Below are 20957 nucleotides of genomic sequence, written 5' to 3'. Positions count from 1 at the left end.
CTGCCGCGTGTCCCCTGCCCGGGCCGCGTGTCCGCTGCCCGGGGAGACTTCGGGGCGCCGATCACGTACGGATCACTGTCCGACGCGAGGAGATGGACCCAACAGCCCACGGAAGGAAGCTTCTCGCCTACGGTTCGCTGCCGCAGTCGAGCAGTCCGTCGAGCTGCTCGGCCGACCTCACGCCGCCACGGGTCCAGTACGACCCCGGGGGCAGGGCGGCGGACCGCACCTCCTCGATGTCGAACACCTCCGACACGCCGTGGTCCGGGCCGTGGTCGACGGTCACGTCGAACCTCTTCGGCAGCTCGGACGGTCGAGCCGCCGGGCTGGAGGCTCGGTAGGCCTCCCCGTCCCAGAGCGGCAGCAGGCCGCGCTGACCCTCCTCGGTCAGCGGACCGTCGCCACGCCAGATACGCCGCTCCCCGTCACTGCCCCAGACCTCGACCCGCCGCACCCGGTCCTGCGGGCACTGGCCGGCCTTGACGGTGACCGTGTCCCCGTCGATCCGCATGCCGACGAGTCCGGGGCTGCCGGGGTCGGAGAAGGTGCGGAGGAAGAACGCCCAGAACCCGAGGGCCATCAGCACGACGACGACGGACGAGACCGCGATCGCGGTGACGACGACCGTACGTTCACGCCGCCTCACCGCGTACCGACGCAGTTCCGTCGCCGCCGGCGGGGGCATGGGCGGCACATCCGGTACGTCCCGTCGTCGCATCCGGCGCGCCACCCCCTCCTCGCACAGGCCACGACATGGGCCTGGCACCCAGTTTCTCCGCACCGGCGGCGCTGCGCGTAGTGACGTGCGTCACTCCGGATCGGGCCCCGGGGAGCGCTTGGGCGGGGGCGGCAGCTCGGCGTGCACGACGGCGTACCCGCCCTTGGTCACCGGCGCGTACGGGGCCGGGCCATGCAGGTGCCGACCGGCGCCTCCGGAGCGGACACCCGGCGCCGCCCACCGCCGAGCGGCGGAGGCGCCGTCAACCTCAGGTCCCCGAGACCCGGGACCCGGGACACAAGCTTCGAGACACGAGGAGCTTCGGGTCGGTTCACGCTTTCGGATGTACGTCGACGGGGTCCGGGCCCGAAGCTCGGGTCCCGAGATCCGAGCGCCGGGACACGAGACCCGGGATTCGAGCGCTTTCTTTAACTGGCGGGCAAATGCAGGGGGATGGGGAAAACCTCCCCACCTCCCTACCCCGTAACGGCGAGCAAGTATGACTAATCGTGACAGCTTGCGGCGGAGCGTCACGAGTGCTTACGGTTCGAGAACTAAACGACCCCGACGCGGTGTTGATCGCACCAGGCCGGGGTCTGACCGCAAGATCGCAACCCTAGAAAGACGACCTCGTGGCTACCGAGCACACTAGCCCCGCCCAGCCCACGCCCGCATCCTCACCCGCGTACCCGATGGCCAAGCCCGGCTACGGCAAACGCACCACGACGGACCAACGTCCGCGCACCCATGACGACTTCAGCCTCCTGCCGACGCGCGAGCGGTACGTGGCCGGGTTCATCGACCGCCTCCCCGACGAGGCGGCGATGGGCGTGAAGACCCTCGCCCAACAACTCCCGCTCTACGGCCAGCAGGCCATCGGCTCCGCCTTGAGGGCCCTGTCGGTCGCCGGACACCTGCGGCGCGTGCGGTGCGAGGTCGGCCGGGAGGGCCAAGTCCGCTGGGTCTCGCGCACGTTCTGGTCCCGTACCGCGCGGGACAACGAGTGGTGGAATGCCTATCTGGCCACGGAGCGCGCCCGGTTCACGGCCGGTACGGAGCACACTCGGGCGCCCGCGCCGCCCGTGGGCGCTTCCGCGCCCCCTCCTCCCCCGCCGCCGTGGGTGCCGGAGGAGCCACCGCCTCCCGGCCACCAGCCCCCTGACGCCGAAGCCGCATTCGCATCCGCATCCGCATCCGTACCGCAGCAACGAACGGCGACGCCCGCAACACAGCCTCAGGCACCACCCCCGGAACCACCTCACACACCGGGCCCCTCCCCCGCCTACCTCGCGCTCGCCCAGCTCGGGCAGGCAGACCACCGCGTCGGCCTCTCCGCAGCCGACTGCGCCGCGCTCGAAGGACTGGCCGCCGCCTGGCTGGAACGGGGCGTCACCGCCGAGTACGTCGTCCACGCCCTCACCGCCGGGCTCCCCCAGGCCGTCGATTCGCCGATCGGCTTCGTCCGCCGCCGCCTGGAAACCAAGATGCCGCCCCACCAGCCGACGACCGGCCCCGCACACCCGCCGCCGCCCGGCGCTCCAGCCCCCCGCGTCCTGGTCGAATGCGCCGAGTGCGGGGCCCCAGGACGCCCCGAGGCACTTCCCGACGGCCTCTGCCGCCCCTGCCGGTCCGGCACCGACGCCCCCGAGCAGCGCACCCGGGACGACGGCCTCCCCGGACAGAACGACATCGCCACCTACGTCAGCGAACTCCGCAACCGGCTCAAGCTCCCCTGATCAGAAGGCCCCCAGCCATCACGCCGACGGCCCCCAGTGCTGAACGTACCCCTCCCTGAGCGGCCCGCCACACAGCCCGAGCACCTCAGCACCGGCCTCCAGGAGCCGTACGGAGTCGGCCTGTTCGGCCCACGGCACGGCGTCGGCCAGGGCCAGTTGCTCGTAGCGGGAGGCCGACGAGGCATCGGTCAGGTCGTCCAGGAAGCAGGTCAGGAGGTAGCGCCCGCGCTCCCACGCGGCGGAGCTGAGCGCGGGCGGCCCCGCCGCCAACACCTCGCGAATCACCTCACGCCCGCCGGCCTCCCCGTCCGGGAGAAGCACGGCCACATCCAGGTCGCTGCCAGCTGTGACCCGCCCCCGAGCAGCGGACCCGCCCAGCAACGCACCCACAGCCTGGGGATAGCGCTCCGCGATCAGCCGCCGCTCCTCATCGGCCAGTCTCTCCGCAGACAGGCTCTCCGGGGTTCTCCTTGGTTTCGAGCATCCATGGCCGTTCATCGTGCCAAGGCCGCAGAGGTGGAGGCCGGCAGCCCCGGAGAAGCGGTGAGGGGCGGCAGGCCCACCGGCCCACCGCCCCCATCCCGTAAGGGAGTTCCGCTCAAGAGCTACTGCACGACCGTGATCCGGTCCGTCGCCGGCGGGGCCAGCGGCGCGGTGGCCGTGGAGTGGGCCGCCAGGTAGGCGTTGAACAGGTCCAGGTCGGAAGCGCCGACCAGCTTGTTCGTGCCCTGGCCGAGGGCCGGGAAGCCGTCGCCGCCGCCCGCGAGGAACTCGTTCATCGCGACCCGGTAGGTGCGGGCCGGGTCGATCGCCTCACCGTTCAGCTTGATGGTGTCGGTGACCACGCGGGCCGCGCCGGTCTTCGTCAGGTCCAGGGTGTAGGTGAGGCCCTTCGAGACCTGGAGGATCTTCGGGCTCGCCTCGTTCGGGCCGCTGACCTGCTGCTGGAGCGCGGTGACCAGCTGGGCGCCGGTCAGGTCGACGACGTTCATCATGTTGGTGAACGGCTGCACGGTGAACGCCTCGCCGTACGTGACGACCCCGTCGCCCTCACTGCCGGACGCCTTGTACACCAGGTCCGCGCGGATGCCGCCCGGGTTCATGAACGCGACTTCCGCGCCGCCCTTGTCGGCCGGGGCGAGGCCTTCGAGCTGGGCGTCGGCGATGACGTTGCCGAGCGGCTTCTCGGGGGCCGTGGAGCCGCGGCCGTTGATGTCGGCGCTGATCCAGCCCTGCGGCCGGTTGGCGATCGGGGCGGCCAGCTTGTTCCAGCGCTCGATGAGGCTCGTCATGTCGGCGGCCTTGGGCTGGTCCCGGGTCACGACGTGGTTCGCCGACTTCACCGACGTACGGACGATGTCGTTGGTACGGCGGTCGTAGGTGAGGGTGGTGTCCGTGTACAGCTTGCCGAACGAGGAGGCCGAGGTGACCATGCGCGGCTTGCCCGCCGGGTCCGGGACGGTGCACACGTACGCCTGGTGGGTGTGGCCCGTGACCAGGGCGTCCACCTTCGGCGTGATGCCCTTGGCGATGTCCAGGATCGGGCCGGAGATGCCGGCACCCGGGCCGGGGCTGTCGCAGTCGTAGTTGTACGAGGTGGAGGCCGGGGCCCCGCCCTCGTGGATCAGGGCCACGATGGACTTGACGCCCTTGCGGTCCAGCTCACGCGCGTACTTGTTGATCGTCTCGACCTCGTCGTGGAACTTGAGGCCCTTGACCCCGTTCGCGGTGACGATGTCCGGCGTGCCCTCCAGGGTCACCCCGATGAAGCCGATCTTGACGCCGTTCTTCTTCCAGATCGTGTACGGCTTCAGCAGCGGCTTGCCGGTCTTCTCCTTGGTGACGTTGGCCGCCAGGTAGGGGAAGTCCGCGCCCTTGAACTTCTTGCCCTTCTCGTAACAGCCCTCGACCGGGTGGCAGCCACCGTTCTGGAGGCGGGCCAGCTCGGTCGCGCCCTCGTCGAACTCGTGGTTGCCGACCGCCGAGACGTCCAGCTTCAGCTTGTTGAGCGCCTCGATCGTCGGCTCGTCGTGGAAGAGGCCCGACAGCAGCGGGCTCGCGCCGACCATGTCACCGCCGGCCGCCGTGACGGAGTACGGGTTGCCCTTGCGCGCGGTGCGCAGGGAGGTCGCCAGGTACTCGACGCCACCGGCCGGGATCGCCTTCACCGTGCCGTCGGGCTGCGTCTCGGAGACGTTGCCCGCCGATCCGGCCGGGGGCTCCAGGTTGCCGTGCAGGTCGTTGAAGGACAGCAACTGCACATCCACGGTACGGGGCTTGTGGCCGTGTCCGTGGCCATGACCGTGTCCGTGGCCTTGGCCCCGGTCGTGGGCGCCGGCCGGCATCGCGGCGACGAGCGCGCCCACGGTGGCCAGCCCGGCCGCGGCGGCGAGCACCCGTCGAGAGGCACGTTTCTTCTGCGGAGTCGCTGACATCGGTCCCCTTGTGTGTCAGTTACGTCAGTGGTGTCACTGGTGGCACGTCTGGAATCCTGCGTGCCGCAGCCTAGAGTCAACGCGCGTAGCGCAACAGGTGTTCGGGGTTACGGACTGGTTGCCATCCGGCCAAATGGACCCACCGGGCCCGGCCGGATCCCGCCCGGCGGGCGGCCGCCGTGCCCTCCACCCGCACGAACGCGACCACCCCGTACGCCCTCCGCCGCACCTCCGCCCGCGCCCCCGCTCCCCGTACGCTCGTCCCCATGACGACTGACGCACCCCTCCCCTCCCCCGGACGCGAGATTCAGGCCCTCGACGCGCTCGATTCCAGCCAGGCCGACGCCGTCCTCGAACTCCTCGCCGAGGCGGCCCGGTTCGACGGCAGGCAGGCGGTCTCGGAGCAGGGGAGGCTCCGGATCCGGGGCGGTCACCGCGACGGTGTACGCCACTTCCTGCTCACCAGCGGCGGCACCCTCGCCGGGTACGCGCAGTTGGAGGACACCGATCCCGTGGAGGCCCCGGCGGCCGAGCTCGTCGTCCACCCCGAGCGGCGCGGCACCGGCCACGGACGGGCCCTGGGCGCCGCCCTCCTCGCCGCGACCGGCAAGCGGCTGCGGGTCTGGGCGCACGGCGGCAGCTCCGCCGCCCGGCACCTGGCGCAGGTCCTCGGGCTCTCCCTCTTCCGTGAGCTGCGCCAGCTCCGCCGGAGCCTGATCCCGCTCGACCTCGCCGAGCCCGTCCTGCCCGAGGACGTCACCGTACGGACCTTCGAGCCCGGCCGGGACGACGCCGCCTGGCTCGCCGTCAACCGCGCCGCGTTCGCCCACCACCCCGAGCAGGGCTCCCTGACGCAGCAGGACCTGGACGACCGCAAGGCGGAGCCGTGGTTCGACCCGAAGGGGTTCTTCCTGGCCGAGCGGGGCGGGGAGCTCGTGGGCTTCCACTGGACGAAGGTGCACGCCGAGGAGCGGCTCGGTGAGGTGTACGTCGTCGGCGTGCTGCCCGAGGCCCAGGGCGGCGGGCTCGGCAAGGCGCTCACCGCGATCGGCCTGCACCACCTTGCCGCCGAGGGACTGCCCACCGCGATGCTCTACGTCGACGCCGACAACACGGCGGCCGTGACGGTGTACGAGCGGATCGGTTTCGCCACCCACGAGGTGGACCTGATGTACCGCACCGAGTCCTGAACCTCGCACCTCCGGTCGGAAGAAAATCTGTCGTGGCGGGAGTAGACATCTCGCTAACGGCGGGTCTAGTGTTTTTCTCGTAGCCGGACAGCGAGGACGGCACGGCAGTGGAGTGGTGGAGCCGGAAACGGTGGGTTCCGCCGCTGGTTGCCGGGCCGGGCGGCCTTCAGGGGCTGTACAGCGGCACCTCCGACCTGTCCGGTCCGATGAACAGACGAACAGAACCGACGAGGTAAGGAGCAGACGCCATCAGGATCGCCCGGGCGAGGCACACACCGCCCGGGTACCGCAGGCCCCAGATCGGAAGGTGGTCCCCGGTCACGCATCCGCGATCCCCGCTCACCCGCCCTCACCGGCGGACCGGCGGAAAAAGAAGGCCGGCGTAAGTCACGCCGGCAGATGGTGTTGAAGCTCGGGGCCCGAGTGCCGTACGGCACTCGGGCCCCCCGACGTGTCCCCGCGCCGAGACCCGGCACGGCCCCGAATGAAGAGGTGCTATGCCCGCTAGCAGTACCCGTGCCACCGACAACCTGGACGACGACGACTACCCCGCCTTCACCATGGGCCGGGCCGCCGAGATGCTCTCCACCACACCCGCCTTCCTCCGCGCACTCGGCGAGAACCGCTTGATCACCCCGCTGCGCTCCGAAGGCGGCCACCGCCGCTACTCCCGCTACCAGCTGCGCATCGCCGCCCGCGCCCGGGAGCTGGTGGACCAGGGCACCAAGATCGAGGACGCCTGTCGCATCGTCATCCTTGAGGACCAGCTCGAAGAGGCCCAGCGCATCAACGAGGAACTGCGCGCCACACGGACGCGGTAGTAGAGGGACGCGGTAGACGAACGCAGTAGACCGCCCCCTCCCGTACGCGCAGGGGCGGCGTCGGTTGACGCCGCCCCTTCTTCCCCCCGGCCTCTGCTCCACCTCCTCCCTGAACTTCCAGGAGTGCCTGGCCGGACACGGCGTGCGGAACTACGAGCACTACCACCCCGCCTCCCACTTCTGGCCCCTCCAGCTCGTCGAGACCGGCATCCTGCTCGCCCTCGCCGCGCTCGCCGTGTTCGCCGCCTTCCGGGTCCTGCGCCGCCTGCACGGCTGACCCCGGGCCGCGACCGGCCACCCACTTCGCCGTCCGGGCCCGACAGGGGTGGGCCCGGACGGCGATCACCCACCAGGCCCCGGTCACCTACCGTCACTGGACGACCTACCCGCAGGCACACCGCTTCCTGGACGTCATGTCGCCGTTACCGGCCATTCAGACGCCCTTGCGACCCTCACGGGATGCAGCCAGCTCTGCCAGCCCCCCGCCGCAACGGGAGCGCCCGGGGTGACGCCTCCGCCGCGTCCCCCAGCCGTGACCCCGGGTTTCCCGGGCCTTCCGCGATCTTTCCCGGCTCCGACGCGCCTACCGGGGCCCCCACGCGGAACAATGGGCTCATGAGCCAGCAGCCCAGCTCCGAGGTCCCGGTCCAGCCCGCCCAGCCGTCCGTCGGCGCACTCGCCGCGCACCGGCCGCACGCCGTCGCGCACCCCTCCTCAGGTAACGCCGGCTTCTCCACCGCCGCCGACCTGGACCCCGATCTCGACGCCGACGCCGACGCGTACGAGCCCGACCGGGACGGCGACGAGCTGCCCCAGGGCCGCTTCCTCGACCGCGAGCGCTCCTGGCTCGCCTTCAACGAGCGCGTGCTGGAGCTGGCCGAGGACCCGGCGACGCCGATCCTGGAGCGCGCCAACTTCCTTGCGATCTTCGCCTCCAACCTGGACGAGTTCTTCATGGTCCGGGTGGCCGGCCTCAAGCGCCGCATCGCCACCGGCGTCGCCACCCGCTCCGCCTCCGGCCTCCAGCCCCGCGAGGTCCTCGACCTGATCTGGACGCGTTCGCGCGAGCTCATGGCCCGGCACGCGGCCTGCTTCCAGCAGGACATCGCCCCGGCCCTCTCCGACGAGTCGATCCAGCTCATCCGGTGGCCGGATCTGACCGAGAAGGAGCAGGCCCGCCTCTTCACCTTCTTCCGGCAGCGCGTCTTCCCGGTCCTGACCCCGCTGGCCGTCGACCCCGCGCACCCCTTCCCGTACATCTCCGGGCTCTCCCTCAACCTGGCCGTCGTCGTACGCAACCCGGTCAGCGGCCACCGCCACTTCGCCCGGGTCAAGGTGCCGCCGCTGCTGACCCGCTTCCTGGAGGCGTCCCCGCAGCGGTACGTACCCATCGAGGACGTCATCGCGGCCCACCTGGAGGAGCTGTTCCCGGGCATGGAGGTGCTGGCGCACCACATGTTCCGGGTCACCAGGAACGAGGACCTGGAGGTCGAAGAGGACGACGCGGAGAACCTGCTCCAGGCGCTGGAGAAGGAGCTCATGCGCCGCCGCTTCGGTCCGCCGGTGCGGCTGGAGGTCGAGGAGTCCATCGACCCGTACGTCCTGGACCTGCTGGTCCGCGAGCTGAAGGTGTCCGACGCGGAGGTCTACCCGCTGCCCGGCCCGCTGGACCTGACCGGCCTCTTCGCGATCGCCTCGCTGGACCGGCCGGAGCTGAAGTTCCCGAAGTTCATCGCCGGCACCCACCGGGACCTGGCGGAGGTGGAGTCCGCCTCCGCGCCCGACATCTTCGCCGCGCTGCGCGAGCGGGACGTGCTGCTCCACCACCCGTACGACTCGTTCTCCACCTCCGTCCAGGCGTTCCTGGAGCAGGCGGCGGGCGACCCGGACGTGCTGGCCATCAAGCAGACGCTGTACCGCACCTCCGGCGACTCGCCGATAGTGGACGCCCTCATCGACGCGGCCGAGTCCGGCAAGCAGGTCCTCGTCCTCGTCGAGATCAAGGCTCGCTTCGACGAGCAGGCCAACATCAAGTGGGCCCGCAAGCTGGAGGAGGCGGGCTGCCATGTGGTGTACGGGCTGGTCGGGCTGAAGACCCACTGCAAGCTCTCGCTCGTCGTCCGCCAGGAGGGCGACACCCTGCGCCGCTACTCCCACGTCGGCACCGGCAACTACCACCCCAAGACCGCCAGGCTGTACGAGGACCTCGGCCTGCTCACGGCGGACCCGCAGGTCGGGGCCGACCTCTCCGACCTGTTCAACCGGCTCTCCGGCTACTCCCGCCGCGAGACCTACCGCCGCCTCCTCGTCGCCCCGAAGTCCCTGCGCGACGGGCTGATCGCCCGCATCAACAAGGAGATCGCCCACCACCGCGCCGGACGCCCCGCCTACGTCCGCATCAAGGTCAACTCGATGGTCGACGAAGCGATCATCGACGCCTGCTACCGGGCGGCCCAGGCGGGCGTGCCCGTCGACATCTGGGTGCGCGGGATCTGCGCCATCCGACCGGGGGTCGCCGGTCTCTCGGAGAACATCCGGGTCCGCTCGATACTCGGGCGCTTCCTGGAACACTCCCGGGTCTTCTCCTTCGGCAACGGCGGCGAGCCCGAGGTGTGGTTCGGCAGCGCCGACATGATGCACCGCAACCTCGACCGCCGGATCGAAGCCCTCGTCCGGGTCACCGACCCCGCCCACCGCGCCGCACTCAGCCGACTCCTGGAGACCGGTATGGCCGACACCACCGCTTCCTGGCACCTGGGCCCCGACGGCAACTGGACCCGGCACGCCACGGACGCGGAGGGGCAGCCGCTGCGGCACGTCCAGGAGATGCTCATCGATGCCCGGAGGCGCAGGCGTGCGACGCCCTGACCACCAGACGACGACCACCCCCGCGGTTACCGCGTCCGTCGCGGACGGGAGCCCGGAGGCCGGGGCCCACGAGGAGGCGAATCCCGCGGCGAGGCCCCTCCCCGTAGGGGCCACCGCCGACGGCGTCAGCGCCGACGCCGTCCTCGCGCCCTACCTGCGCGGCCAGGCCGCCGACTTCCTGCGGAGCCTGCGCCTCCACCGCGAGCACAGCGCCCCCTCCGAAGCCAACGGCCAGGGCGCCGAGGCCGCGGCCCGGGCCCTGCGTCGGTCCGCCCGGCGGATCAGCGGCTCGCTCCACACCTTCCGCCCCGCCCTCGACCCGGTCTGGGCCGACCACCTCCGTACGGAACTGGCCTGGCTCTCCGGCACGCTCGCCCGCGAACACGCGTACGCCGGCCGGCTCACCCGCCTCCTCGAAGCCCTGCACCACCTCTCCGGGGCACCTGTCCCGGCGGCCCGCGGCGCGAAGCCCGCCGCACCACCGGCCACCACGCCGGACGCGCAGGGCCGCGCCGTACTCGGCGTCGGGGCCGCACGGGCCGGGGCGCTGCTGGAGCGCCAGCTGACCCTCGCGCGGACCCGGGCCCACTCCGCCGCGCTCCAGGCCCTCGGCTCGTCCCGGTTCCACGCGGTCGCCGACGCCGTGGCGCTGCTCGCCTCCGAGGTCCCGCTGGCCCCGGGCACCACGGGCCGGGGTGCCGAGGGGCTCCTGGAGCCCGCCGAGCGCGCCGAGCAGCGGCTGATCGTGGCGGTGGCGGCGCTGCCGCCGGACGCGTCGGCGGAGCCGTACAACGAGGCGCAGGACGCGCCGTGGCACCAGACCCGGCTGCTGCTGCGGCTGCACCGGTACGCCCACGAGGTCGTCCTCGGCGCCGCCGACCCGGTCCTCACCGGCGCCGGGCACGCCCTGGACCTGCACCGGGACGCGGCGGAGGCGGCCGCCGCCGCGGCGGCCGCGGCCCGCACCCCGCGCATCGCCCCGGCCACCGCGTACGCGCTCGGCGTGCTCCACGCGGACCAGCGCCACGAGGTGGAGGCCGCGCGGGCGGTGTTCCGGGAGACCTGGCCGTACACGGCCGCCGTGACGGGCTCATGAGCGCCGCCCCGCACGCGACGGTCCTCGCCGCCGGCTGCGTCCTGTGGCGCCGCGCCCCGGGCGGCGGCGGGGTGGAAGTGTGCCTGGTACACCGACCGCGCTGGGACGACTGGTCCCACCCAAAGGGGAAGCTGAAGCGCGGCGAGGAACCGCTGGCCGCCGCCGTACGGGAGGTCCTGGAGGAGACCGGCCACCACTGCGTCCCCGGCGCCCGCCTCCCCACCGCCCGGTATCTCGTCGACGGGCGGCCCAAGGAGGTCGCCTACTGGGCCGCCGAGGCGACGGGCGGCGCCTTCGAGGCCAACGACGAGGTGGACCGCATCCTCTGGCTGGCCCCCGAGGCCGCCCGCGTACGCCTGACCCAGCCGCGCGACCGCGAGCAGCTCACCGCGGCCCTGCTCGACGCGCTCCCCCGCAGCTGAACCGCGGTTCCCGCACCCGCCTGCCCGACACGGTTCACCTGCCGTTCACTCTCCCCCGTAGGCGGCTTCACCTGTTCTGCCTAATTTCGGACGTACACGGTGCGCGGCGCCAAGCCGCAGCAACCCTCCTCATCGCACGCCGTCGTAGAACGAACAGATCACGGCGGCTCCTGGAAGGAACACCCGAAAGTGAAGCTTCAGCGCAAGAACCGGCTTCGTGCCACCGCGCTCGGTGCCCTCGCCGTCTCCGGCGCCCTGGTCCTCACGGCGTGCGGTTCGGACGACAACAGCGGCTCCGGTACGCCCCAGGCCGACGGCCAGAGCAGTGCGGCGTCGAGCATCGACTGCGGCAAGGCCAAGGGCCAGCTCCGGGCCTCCGGCTCCAGCGCGCAGAAGAACGCCATGGACCTCTGGGTCAAGAACTACATGGCCGCCTGTTCCGGTGTGGAGATCAACTACAACTCCTCCTCCTCCGGTGAGGGCATCGTCGCCTTCAACCAGGGCACCGTGGGCTTCGCCGGCTCCGACTCCGCGCTGAAGCCGGAAGAGGTCGCCGAGTCGAAGAAGGCCTGCAAGACCGGCCAGGGCATCAACCTCCCGATGGTCGGCGGCCCGGTCGCGATCGGCTACAACCTGGAGGGTGTCGACAAGCTCACGCTGGACGCCCCGACCCTCGCCAAGATCTTCGACACGAAGATCAAGAAGTGGAACGACCCGGCGATCGCCAAGCTCAACGACGGCGTCGAACTGCCGGACAAGGCGATCCAGGCCTTCCACCGCTCCGAGGACTCCGGCACCACGCAGAACCTCGGCAAGTACCTCGGCGCCGCCGCTCCGAAGGAGTGGAAGTACGAGGCCGAGAAGAAGTGGCCGGCCCCCGGTGGCCAGGCCGCGTCCGGCTCCTCCGGCATCGCCGCCCAGGTGAAGCAGGTCGACGGCGCGATCGGCTACTTCGAGCTCTCCTACGCCAAGTCCCAGAGCATCTCCACGGTCGCCATCGACACCGGCGGCTCCGCCCCGGCCGAGGCCACCTCGGAGAACGCCTCCAAGGCCATCGCCGCCGCCAAGATCAAGGGCACCGGCAAGGACCTGGCGCTGGAGCTCGACTACACCACCAAGGCCGACGGCGCCTACCCGCTGGTCCTCGTGACGTACGAGGTCGTCTGCGACACCGGCAACAAGGCCGAGACGCTCGACACCGTCAAGTCCTTCCTCTCCTACGCCGCCTCCGACGACGGCCAGAAGATCCTCACCGAGGCCGGCTACGCCCCGATCCCGGCCGAGATCAACGCGAAGGTCCGCGAGACCGTCAACGGCCTCTCGTAACACCGGGAGCGCACCACGCTCCACGCACCACCGGCAGGCCGGCCCGGCGCACCCCTCCGGACCGGCCCGCCGCCCCCCGGTACCACCCCGGTACCAGCCCCAACCATCCGGTGCACCGCCGCCAGGGGAGCCCCCGGCTCCCCCACACAGACCGGAAAGACCATGGCTTCCACCACACCGATAGACACACCACCGGCCCCGCCGGCACCCCCGGACCGCAAGGAGCGCCCCCAGTCCACCGGGCGCATGGGCGACAAGGTCTTCGTCGGCCTCTCGCGCGGTTCGGGCATCCTGCTGCTCGTGATCATGGCGTCGATCGCCGTGTTCCTCAGCTACCGGGCCGCCATCGCCATCTCGAAGGACGAGGGCAACTTCCTCACCACCTTCGACTGGAACCCGGCCGGCGACCCGCCGGTCTTCGGCATCGCCGTCCTGCTCTTCGGCACGGTCGTCAGCTCGATCATCGCGATGGTCATCGCGGTTCCGATCGCTGTCGGCATCGCGCTGTTCATCTCGCACTACGCGCCGCGCAAGCTGGCCGCCCCCATCGCGTACGTCGTCGACCTGCTCGCCGCCGTCCCCAGCATCGTCTACGGCATCTGGGGCGCGCTCGTCCTGGTGCCGTACCTGGAGGGCCTGAACCTCTGGCTCGACCAGTTCTTCGGCTGGACGTACATCTTCGAGAAGACCGAGGTCGGCGTCGCCCGCTCGCTCTTCACCGTCGGCGTGCTGCTGGCGATCATGATCCTGCCGATCGTGACCAGCGTCAGCCGCGAGGTCTTCCTCCAGGTCCCGAAGATGAACGAGGAAGCCGCGCTCGCGCTCGGCGCCACCCGCTGGGAGGTCATCCGCCTCTCGGTGCTGCCGTTCGGCCGCTCCGGCATCATCTCCGCCTCGATGCTCGGCCTCGGCCGCGCGCTCGGCGAGACGATGGCCGTCGCCACGGTCCTCTCGCCGAGCTTCATCATCTCGCTGCACGTGCTCAACCCGGGCGGCGGAACCTTCGCGCAGAACATCGCGGCCAAGTTCGGCGAGGCCGACGAGTTCGGGCGTGACGCCCTGATCGCCTCGGGCCTCGTCCTCTTCGTCCTCACCCTGCTGGTCAACGGCGCGGCCCGGCTCATCATCGCCCGCCGCAAGGAGTACTCGGGGGCCAACGCATGAGCAACGCATCCACCGCCGTACAGGAACGCCCGACGCCGCCCACCGGCCCCGGCGCACCGAAGTCCGGTCTGAGCAGCCGCTCGCTGCCCCGCCTCGCCCCCGCCGGCTTCGCCGCCGTCGCGATCGCGCTCTCCGTCGGCCTTTCCACCGCCGCCGGCTGGCACAGCAAGGTGCAGTGGGGCATGATCGCCGCGCTGTTCTTCCTGGCCATCTCGTACGTCGTCACCAGCGTCGTGGAGAACAAGCGCCAGGCCAAGGACCGCCTGGCCACCAGCATCGTCTGGGTCTGCTTCCTGATCGCGGTCGTCCCGCTGGTCTCCCTGCTGTGGACGACGGTCTCCCGCGGCGCCGAGCGCCTCGACGGCTACTTCCTCACCCACTCCATGGCCGGTGTGCTCGGCTCGGAGGCCAGCGGCGGCGTCTACCACGCGCTGATCGGCACCCTGGAGCAGGTCGGCATCGCCACGGTGATCTCCGCGCCGCTCGGTCTGCTGACCGCCGTCTACCTGGTCGAGTACGGCAAGGGCTCGCTCGCCAAGGCCGTCACCTTCTTCGTCGACGTGATGACGGGCATCCCGTCCATCGTGGCCGGTCTCTTCATCCTGTCGATCATGCTGATCTTCGAGATCCAGCCGTCCGGCCTGATGGGCGCGCTCGCCCTGACGATCCTGATGATGCCGGTCGTGGTCCGCTCCACCGAGGAGATGCTCAAGCTCGTCCCGAACGAGCTGCGCGAGGCCTCGCTGGCCCTTGGCATCCCGAAGTGGCGCACCATCCTGAAGGTGGTCCTGCCGACCGCGATCGGCGGGATCACGACCGGTGTCATGCTGGCCATCGCCCGTATCGCCGGTGAGACCGCCCCGATCATCCTGCTGGTCTTCGGCAGCCAGCTGATCAACACGAACCCCTTCTCGGGCGCCCAGTCCTCGCTGCCGTTCTACATCTACGAGCAGTACAAGATCGGCGAGGCCGCCTCGTACGACCGCGCCTGGGCAGCGGCCCTGGTGCTGATCGCCTTCGTCATGATCCTCAACCTCGTGGCCCGCGGCATCGCCCGCTGGAAGGCCCCGAAGACCGGTCGCTGACGCGGCCATCAGCGACCTCCCGAAAGAAGCAGTGATTTCCATGGCCAAGCGCATCGACATCAGCGGCCTCACCGCCTACTACGGCAGCCACAAGGCCATCGAGGACATCTCGATGACCGTGGAGCCCCGCTCCGTGACCGCCTTCATCGGCCCGTCCGGCTGCGGCAAGTCCACCTTCCTGCGCACCCTGAACCGGATGCACGAGGTCACCCCCGGCGGCCGCGTCGAGGGCAAGGTGCTGCTGGACGACGAGAACCTGTACGCCTCCAACGTCGACCCGGTCACCGTGCGCCGCACGGTCGGCATGGTCTTCCAGCGCCCCAATCCCTTCCCCACCATGTCGATCTTCGACAACGTGGCGGCGGGCCTGCGGCTCAACGGCAGCTACCGCAAGAGCGAGCTGAACGACGTCGTGGAGAAGTCCCTGCGCGGCGCGAACCTCTGGAACGAGGTCAAGGACCGCCTCAACAAGCCCGGCTCCGGCCTCTCCGGTGGCCAGCAGCAGCGCCTGTGCATCGCCCGCGCCATCGCGGTCGAGCCGCAGGTCCTGCTGATGGACGAGCCGTGCTCGGCGCTCGACCCGATCTCGACCCTCGCCATCGAGGATCTGATCGGCGAGCTGAAGGAGCGCTTCACGATCGTCATCGTGACGCACAACATGCAGCAGGCGGCCCGTGTCTCGGACCGCACCGCGTTCTTCAACCTCGCGGCGGTCGGCAAGCCCGGCAAGCTCATCGAGATAGACGAGACGGAGCGGATCTTCTCCAACCCGTCGGTCCAGGCCACGGAGGACTACATCTCGGGCCGCTTCGGCTGAGCCGTACCTCCCCCTGATACGGCCTTGCGGTGCTGCATGGCGGTGCCACCACAAGGCGAAAGGGTCCGCCCCCGCTCTCCCTGGTACGGAGAGCGGGGGCGGACCCATATGTCTTGCACGAGCCCGCCTCAGCCGAAGAGCAGCAGGACCCCGCCGTAACTCAGCGCCGCGACCAGCGCCGCGGCCGGCATGGTGATGAACCAGCCGAGGATGATGTTCTTCGCGACGCCCCAGCGCACGGCGTTCACGCGCTTGGTGGCGCCGACGCCCATGATCGCGGAGGTGATGACATGGGTCGTGGAGATCGGGGCGTGGAAGAGGAACGCAGAACCGAACATGATCGACGCGCCGGTCGTCTCGGCGGCGAAGCCCTGCGGCGGGTCCAGCTCGATGATCTTCCGGCCGAGCGTACGCATGATGCGCCAGCCGCCCGCGTACGTACCCAGCGAGAGCATCACCGCACAGGCGATCTTGACCCAGACCGGGATCTCGTCGTTCGGACCTTCGATGTCGGCGATGACCAGGGCCATCACCACGATGCCCATCGTCTTCTGCGCGTCCTGGAGGCCGTGGCCGAGCGCCATGCCCGCCGCCGAGACCGTCTGCGCGATCCGGAAGCCGCGCTTGGCCTTGTGCGGGTTGGCGTTCCGGAACATCCACATGATGCCGACCATCACCAGATAGCCGACGACCAGACCGATGATCGGGGAGAGGAACATCGGGATGACGATCTTCTCCAGCACCCCGGACCAGATGACGTCCGTCCCACCGGCCAGCGCCGCCCCGACCATCCCGCCGAAGAGCGCGTGCGAGGACGAGGAGGGGAGGCCGTAGTACCAGGTGATGAGGTTCCAGATGATCGCGCCGACCAGCGCCGCGAACAGGATGCCCATCCCCTTCTGCCCGACGGGCGTGGCGATCAGGCCTTCGCTGACGGTCTTGGCGACCCCCTGGCCCAGGAAGGCGCCGGCGAGGTTCATCACCGCGGCCATCGCCAGAGCCGCACGCGGGGTCAGCGCCCGGGTGGAGACCGAGGTGGCGATGGCGTTCGCGGAGTCGTGGAAGCCGTTCGTATACGTGAAGCCGAGCGCGACACCGATGGTCACGATCAGCGCAAAGGTGTCCACGAGGTTCAGGACTCCTTGACCGCGATGGTCTCCACGGTGTTGGCGACGTGCTCGAACGCGTCAGCCGCCTCTTCCAGCACGTCCACGATCTGCTTGAGCTTCAGCACCTCCATGGCGTCGTACTTGCCGTTGAAGAGCTGGGCCAGCAGCTTGCGGTGGATCTGGTCGGCCTGGTTCTCCAGCCGGTTGACCTCGATCCAGTACTCGGTGAGGTTGTCCATGGTCCGCAGCCCCGGCATGGCCTCGGCGGTCAGTTCCGCCGCCCGGGCCAGCACCTCGATCTGCTGCTCGACGCCCTTGGGGAGCTCCTGGACCTGGTAGAGGACGACCAGGTCGACGGCCTCCTCCATGAAGTCCATGATGTCGTCGAGCGAGGACGCCAGCTTGTAGATGTCCTCGCGGTCGAACGGCGTGATGAAGGAGGAGTTCAGCTGGTGGAAGATCGCGTGGGTGGCATCGTCCCCCGCGTGCTCCGCTGCCCGCATACGCTCCGCGATCTCGACTCGGGAGGCAGAATCCGCCCCGAGCAGTTCCATCAGGAGTTTCGAGCCCGTGACAATGTTGTCCGCGGACGCGGAGAACATGTCGTAGAAGCTCGTCTCCCTGGGGGTCAGACGAAAGCGCACGTGGGGTCCTCGGGATGCTTTGGATTCGGTCAGGCTGATGCTAGGCGCATCATCCGGCCACGGCTAACCGGCGTTCTTCAGTGTCGCCCATCGGGAACGGGGATCGGCACGGGCCCCCGGTCACGTTTCCGCCGGATTCGTTACGATATACCCGGCAGGGGTATATCGGGGTCAGGGTCGCACCAGGCCGGAGCGCCATCGCGGGCAGGCTGTGACGGGTGTACGAGGACTACGGGAGGACGCAGATGACCACCACCGGGACGACGGACACGGGCGCGGGAGCGGAACCGGAGCCGGTGGGCACCGGGGCGCTCGCCGCCGCCGAGGAGATCGTGACCGACCACGACCTCGGCATCCACGGCTACCACCACCAGAAGGACGAGCACCTCAAACGGCTGCGCCGGATCGAGGGCCAGATCCGCGGCCTCCAGCGCATGGTCGACGAGGACGTCTACTGCATCGACATACTCACCCAGGTCTCGGCCTCCACCAAGGCCCTGCAGTCCTTCGCCCTCCAGCTGCTGGAGGAGCACCTGCGGCACTGCGTCGCCGACGCGGCGGTCAAGGGCGGCGAGGAGATCGACGCGAAGGTCGAGGAGGCCACGAAGGCGATCGCCCGGCTGCTGCGGACGTGAGGTGAGGGGTGGGGCCCGGGGGCCTCACCGCCGGCGGGCGGCCTGGCGGGGGACGGTCGTCCACGCGTCGGCGGCGAGGGTGGCATTCAGGCCACCGTCACCGGCCTCTTGAGGAGCACCGGCGCCTTGAGGAGCACCAGCGCTTCGAGGCGTACGGTCTCCGGCGTCGGCCCTGTGGTGAACACGGCCACGGTCACGGTCACCGGACGCCTCATCCCGGACGGTCTCGCGCCGGACGGTCTCGCCCCGGGCGCTCTCGCCCCCGACGGACTCGTCCCCGACGTTGAGCACTTCGTCGATACGGTCGGGACTGAGGCGTTCCTCACGCGCCGCCGAGGCCGCGATCATCAGCTCGCCGCACAGCTCGATCTCGGCGAGGGCCACGTAGTCCTGAGCGTTCGGAGCGCTGAGCGTCACCACCTGCGTCACCTCTCTCTGCCGTCGCCGACCCTTCGCCGACCCTTCGGCGCACCGGCTTCCTAGCGTAGGGAGCGCGGTACGCACCGCGCATGGCACGGACGGACCATTTCGTCCCCCTCCCAACCGGCCCCTCCCGCCCCGCCCTTCCCGTAGGGGTCGTGGCGGCGGCCGGTGGCGGGCTCAGCCCTGCCGGATCTCGCCCGTGTAGATGTCGTCCTCGTCCGGCAGCGTCACGGTGACCGGCGCCCCGAACCCGTACAGCAGCAGCGTCGAGACCACCGTGACCTCCGCCGCCTCCTGGCCCTCGGTGGCGAAGGTGAAGCGGTGGCGGACCTTCCGCAGCCTGCCCTCCTCGTCGAGGTACGCGTCGAACGGGACGGCGTCCTTGCCGAACCCTTTCGCCGCCGCGCTCAACGCCCCACGCGACTGCGGCGACGCGGCGCGCGCCGCACGGTCCAGGTCGGCGACGCCCCGGTAGTGATGGACCGTCACGCCGGCCAGCTCGGACTTCCCGACGTACGTCACATCACCGGCCCCGCGCAGCAGCTCGGCGGCGGCCATCGGATCGGTGACGCCGCCGGTGACGAGGTTGCCGTCCTTGAGCGCGGTCGTGTCGATCCTGACCCACTTGTCGTCGGGGACCCCGGCGCCGCGGTTCTTCATGTAGAGCGCGCCCGGAGCCAGCAGCTCGGTGATCGGCCGGTGGTCGTCCGCGCCGGCGGCGTCCGTGGGCAGCACCACCTTGAGCCGCCCCATCTGCCTGCGGAAGTCGTACGTGCCCTCGCCGCGGATCGTCACCCGCGTCCCGCCGGCCGCCGTCTCCATCGACGTACGGGCTTGTGCGCCACCCGCTTCGGCGAGTACGCCGGCCGCCTGGCCGAGCACGTCGAGCGGGCGCTCCGCGGCCACGGCACGCTGCCCGGACCCATCGCTCCCACCGCCCGCCCCGGCCTCGCCGACGCATCCGGCGGTGACCGCGATCACCCCGGCCACGGCGAGGGCGCGGACAGCACGGGCCCCGCCTCCGTCCCTGTACTGCTGCACCACCATCGCCTGCCAACCCCCAACGACTGCCGCACGACCGAGCCCTCACCCGCCTCGCATAACGACCACCGGCGCCCCCCGTCACGCGGCCCCGGCACCTCCGCGCCGCGGCGAGCGGGTTCTCCGGCCCTCGGAACCCGTTCGGAGGTGGTCACCAGTACCGTGGTCGGGTGCACGAGGAACCCTCCGCCCCAGCCCGCACCAAGGCCCCGCACCCCACTTCGTGCCCCGCACCGCCTCCGGCGGGACACAGCGCCACCACGACCGAGCGCGGCTCGTTCTGCCTGGCCCGCTGCACCTGCGGCTGGACGGGCCCGGCGCGCAGATCGCGGGACCGGGCCCGCACGGACGCCGCCGAGCACCTCGCCGCGTCCTGACGCCGGAGGACATGGCCGAAAACAGCACGATCCCCCAGGTGCGCGAAGCACCTGGGGGATCGTGAAAGCGGCTCCTGGGCTCAGGTCAGGCGGCGAGGTCCTTCTCTCCCGGATAGCCGCGCCCGGTGCCCGGCCGGGGCTCGGGGATGGAGCGCGTGTCCCCGCGCTCCTCGCCGTACGCCGCGTCCGCCTTCTTCGACCGGACGATCCAGCCGGCCCGGTCGGAGCGGGAGATCGCGGCCATCAGCGGGGTCAGCAGGGCCATCGCGAGCGGCGCCAGCAGGAGTGCGACGGCCGTGCCGAGGGCGAATCCGCCGATCACGTCGGTCGGGTAGTGGACGCCCATGTAGATCCGGCTGACGCCGGCGAAGACGGCGAGGCCGAGCGCGACGAAGCCGAACTTCCGGTTGGCCACGAAGATGCCGACGGCGAGGGCCATGGCGAGGGTGGAATGGTCGCTGACGAACGAATAGTCCGTCTTGCCGTGGATCAGGACTTCGAGCCCCTCATGATCGTTGAACGGACGTGGCCGTTCGACGAATCCACGGATCGGGATGTTGATCACGACCGCGAGCGCGGCGGCGAGCGGCGCCCAGACGAGCGCGGCGACCGCCGTCACCGAGTCGCCGGCGCTCCCGCGCTTGCGCATGCTCCACCAGCACCAGAGGCCCACCAGGACGAGGCCGAACATGGTCCCGTACTCACCGACGAACTCCATGACCCGGTCGAGCCAGGTCGGAGCGGCCTTCGCCAGCCCGTTGATGCCGTAGAGCACACTGACGTCCGGGTTCGACCCTTCGAGTTCGAGTCCAGCCATCTGCTGCGGCCCCTTGCCTTGTCTGCTTCATCTGTGGCGACGCGCGTCCATGCGCGCCACCGTGGTCGAACCCCCGTGATTCGGTGTGGTCCCGTTCTGCGCACGCATGGTCGGTGCGCATGCCGTCCGCTGTCCCTGTCCAGGGAACGGCCCGCTCCCCGCCCGCGTTCCACTCTCCACCGAATGATCACCATGACGTTATCGAAGAGTGACTGGTCGTCGCAGCTCAGGGC

At 70.7% G+C, this 20957-nt stretch carries 20 protein-coding genes and 1 pseudogene; 13 read left to right on the top strand and 8 right to left on the bottom strand.

Features of this window, described 5'->3' with window-relative positions:
* Positions 1-127 precede the first annotated feature (127 nt).
* Positions 128-718: a hypothetical protein gene (locus ACIRR8_RS31635; protein ID WP_404071302.1), complete on the bottom strand. Its 591-nt coding sequence runs from the start codon at positions 716-718 to the stop codon at positions 128-130.
* A gap of 632 nt (positions 719-1350) precedes the next feature.
* On the opposite strand from ACIRR8_RS31635, the gene ACIRR8_RS31630 reads away from it, so the two are divergent.
* Positions 1351-2454 (top strand): MarR family transcriptional regulator, encoded by a 1104-nt coding sequence (locus tag ACIRR8_RS31630; protein WP_404071300.1) that lies wholly within the window; start codon positions 1351-1353, stop codon positions 2452-2454.
* A gap of 18 nt (positions 2455-2472) precedes the next feature.
* On the opposite strand, the gene ACIRR8_RS31625 is transcribed toward ACIRR8_RS31630, so the two are convergent.
* Positions 2473-2952 carry a nucleotidyltransferase domain-containing protein gene (locus ACIRR8_RS31625; RefSeq protein ID WP_404071299.1) on the bottom strand — a complete coding sequence of 160 codons (480 nt, stop codon included), beginning with the start codon at positions 2950-2952 and terminating at the stop codon, positions 2473-2475.
* Positions 2953-3059: 107 nt separating this feature from the next.
* Complete coding sequence (locus tag ACIRR8_RS31620) at positions 3060-4889, bottom strand: bifunctional metallophosphatase/5'-nucleotidase (protein WP_404071297.1); 1830 nt, start codon at positions 4887-4889, stop codon at positions 3060-3062.
* Positions 4890-5155: 266 nt separating this feature from the next.
* Here ACIRR8_RS31620 and mshD point away from each other — a divergent pair, with 266 nt between their 5' ends.
* The 10 genes and pseudogenes from mshD to pstB all read left to right on the top strand — a co-directional run bounded on the left by mshD (position 5156) and on the right by pstB (position 15678).
* The gene (gene mshD, locus ACIRR8_RS31615) at positions 5156-6079 is read left to right on the top strand and encodes a mycothiol synthase (protein ID WP_404071295.1); all 924 of its coding nucleotides are present in this window, start codon (positions 5156-5158) and stop codon (positions 6077-6079) included.
* A gap of 497 nt (positions 6080-6576) precedes the next feature.
* Positions 6577-6900 carry a MerR family transcriptional regulator gene (locus ACIRR8_RS31610; protein ID WP_404071294.1) on the top strand — a complete coding sequence of 108 codons (324 nt, stop codon included), beginning with the start codon at positions 6577-6579 and terminating at the stop codon, positions 6898-6900.
* Between the two features lie 157 nt (positions 6901-7057).
* Positions 7058-7177 (top strand): annotated as a pseudogene (locus ACIRR8_RS31605) (ABC transporter permease); the annotation flags it as partial.
* A gap of 338 nt (positions 7178-7515) precedes the next feature.
* The gene (locus ACIRR8_RS31600; protein ID WP_404071292.1) at positions 7516-9768 is read left to right on the top strand and encodes an RNA degradosome polyphosphate kinase; all 2253 of its coding nucleotides are present in this window, start codon (positions 7516-7518) and stop codon (positions 9766-9768) included.
* A complete protein-coding gene (locus tag ACIRR8_RS31595; protein ID WP_404071290.1) occupies positions 9737-10864 on the top strand; it encodes a CHAD domain-containing protein in 1128 nt (375 codons plus the stop codon). The genes ACIRR8_RS31600 and ACIRR8_RS31595 overlap by 32 nt, the downstream gene beginning before the upstream one ends.
* Positions 10861-11286 (top strand): NUDIX hydrolase, encoded by a 426-nt coding sequence (locus tag ACIRR8_RS31590; RefSeq protein ID WP_404071288.1) that lies wholly within the window; start codon positions 10861-10863, stop codon positions 11284-11286. The genes ACIRR8_RS31595 and ACIRR8_RS31590 overlap by 4 nt, the downstream gene beginning before the upstream one ends.
* A 189-nt stretch (positions 11287-11475) precedes the next feature.
* Positions 11476-12612 (top strand): phosphate ABC transporter substrate-binding protein PstS, encoded by a 1137-nt coding sequence (pstS, locus tag ACIRR8_RS31585; RefSeq protein WP_404071286.1) that lies wholly within the window; start codon positions 11476-11478, stop codon positions 12610-12612.
* A 162-nt stretch (positions 12613-12774) separates the two neighbouring features.
* A complete protein-coding gene (pstC, locus tag ACIRR8_RS31580; protein ID WP_151511748.1) occupies positions 12775-13776 on the top strand; it encodes a phosphate ABC transporter permease subunit PstC in 1002 nt (333 codons plus the stop codon).
* Positions 13773-14861, top strand: coding sequence for a phosphate ABC transporter permease PstA (pstA, locus tag ACIRR8_RS31575; RefSeq protein ID WP_404071283.1), 1089 nt, complete (start codon positions 13773-13775; stop codon positions 14859-14861). Before pstC ends, pstA begins: the two co-directional genes overlap by 4 nt.
* Before the next feature lie 40 nt (positions 14862-14901).
* Positions 14902-15678 carry a phosphate ABC transporter ATP-binding protein PstB gene (pstB, locus tag ACIRR8_RS31570; protein WP_030720302.1) on the top strand — a complete coding sequence of 259 codons (777 nt, stop codon included), beginning with the start codon at positions 14902-14904 and terminating at the stop codon, positions 15676-15678.
* A 128-nt stretch (positions 15679-15806) separates the two neighbouring features.
* Here pstB and ACIRR8_RS31565 read toward each other — a convergent pair whose 3' ends face one another.
* Both ACIRR8_RS31565 and ACIRR8_RS31560 read right to left on the bottom strand, forming a co-directional pair.
* Positions 15807-16805, bottom strand: a complete 999-nt coding sequence (locus ACIRR8_RS31565; protein ID WP_404071281.1) for an anion permease — start codon at positions 16803-16805, stop codon at positions 15807-15809.
* 5 nt (positions 16806-16810) lie between these two features.
* The gene (locus ACIRR8_RS31560; RefSeq protein WP_007449359.1) at positions 16811-17431 is read right to left on the bottom strand and encodes a DUF47 domain-containing protein; all 621 of its coding nucleotides are present in this window, start codon (positions 17429-17431) and stop codon (positions 16811-16813) included.
* A 245-nt stretch (positions 17432-17676) separates the two neighbouring features.
* Between ACIRR8_RS31560 and ACIRR8_RS31555 the strand changes: the two genes are divergently transcribed.
* Complete coding sequence (locus tag ACIRR8_RS31555) at positions 17677-18066, top strand: metal-sensitive transcriptional regulator (protein WP_404071279.1); 390 nt, start codon at positions 17677-17679, stop codon at positions 18064-18066.
* A gap of 24 nt (positions 18067-18090) precedes the next feature.
* On the opposite strand, the gene ACIRR8_RS31550 is transcribed toward ACIRR8_RS31555, so the two are convergent.
* Both ACIRR8_RS31550 and ACIRR8_RS31545 read right to left on the bottom strand, forming a co-directional pair.
* A complete protein-coding gene (locus ACIRR8_RS31550; RefSeq protein WP_404071403.1) occupies positions 18091-18486 on the bottom strand; it encodes a hypothetical protein in 396 nt (131 codons plus the stop codon).
* A 180-nt stretch (positions 18487-18666) separates the two neighbouring features.
* Positions 18667-19536 carry a hypothetical protein gene (locus ACIRR8_RS31545; RefSeq protein ID WP_404071277.1) on the bottom strand — a complete coding sequence of 290 codons (870 nt, stop codon included), beginning with the start codon at positions 19534-19536 and terminating at the stop codon, positions 18667-18669.
* A 164-nt stretch (positions 19537-19700) separates the two neighbouring features.
* Between ACIRR8_RS31545 and ACIRR8_RS31540 the strand changes: the two genes are divergently transcribed.
* Entirely contained in the window at positions 19701-19907 is a 207-nt protein-coding gene (locus tag ACIRR8_RS31540) for a hypothetical protein (RefSeq protein WP_404071275.1), read from the top strand.
* 85 nt (positions 19908-19992) lie between these two features.
* Here the strand turns inward: ACIRR8_RS31540 and ACIRR8_RS31535 are convergent, their stop codons facing one another.
* The gene (locus ACIRR8_RS31535) at positions 19993-20724 is read right to left on the bottom strand and encodes a phosphatase PAP2 family protein (protein WP_404071273.1); all 732 of its coding nucleotides are present in this window, start codon (positions 20722-20724) and stop codon (positions 19993-19995) included.
* Positions 20725-20957: the final 233 nt, after the last annotated feature.

It is taken from the genome of Streptomyces sp. NPDC101178, assembly GCF_044767965.1.
Taxonomy (GTDB): Bacteria; Actinomycetota; Actinomycetes; order Streptomycetales; family Streptomycetaceae; genus Streptomyces.
The sequence above is the reverse complement of the archived record's forward strand: the minus strand, read 5'-3'. Positions and strand labels throughout refer to the sequence as shown.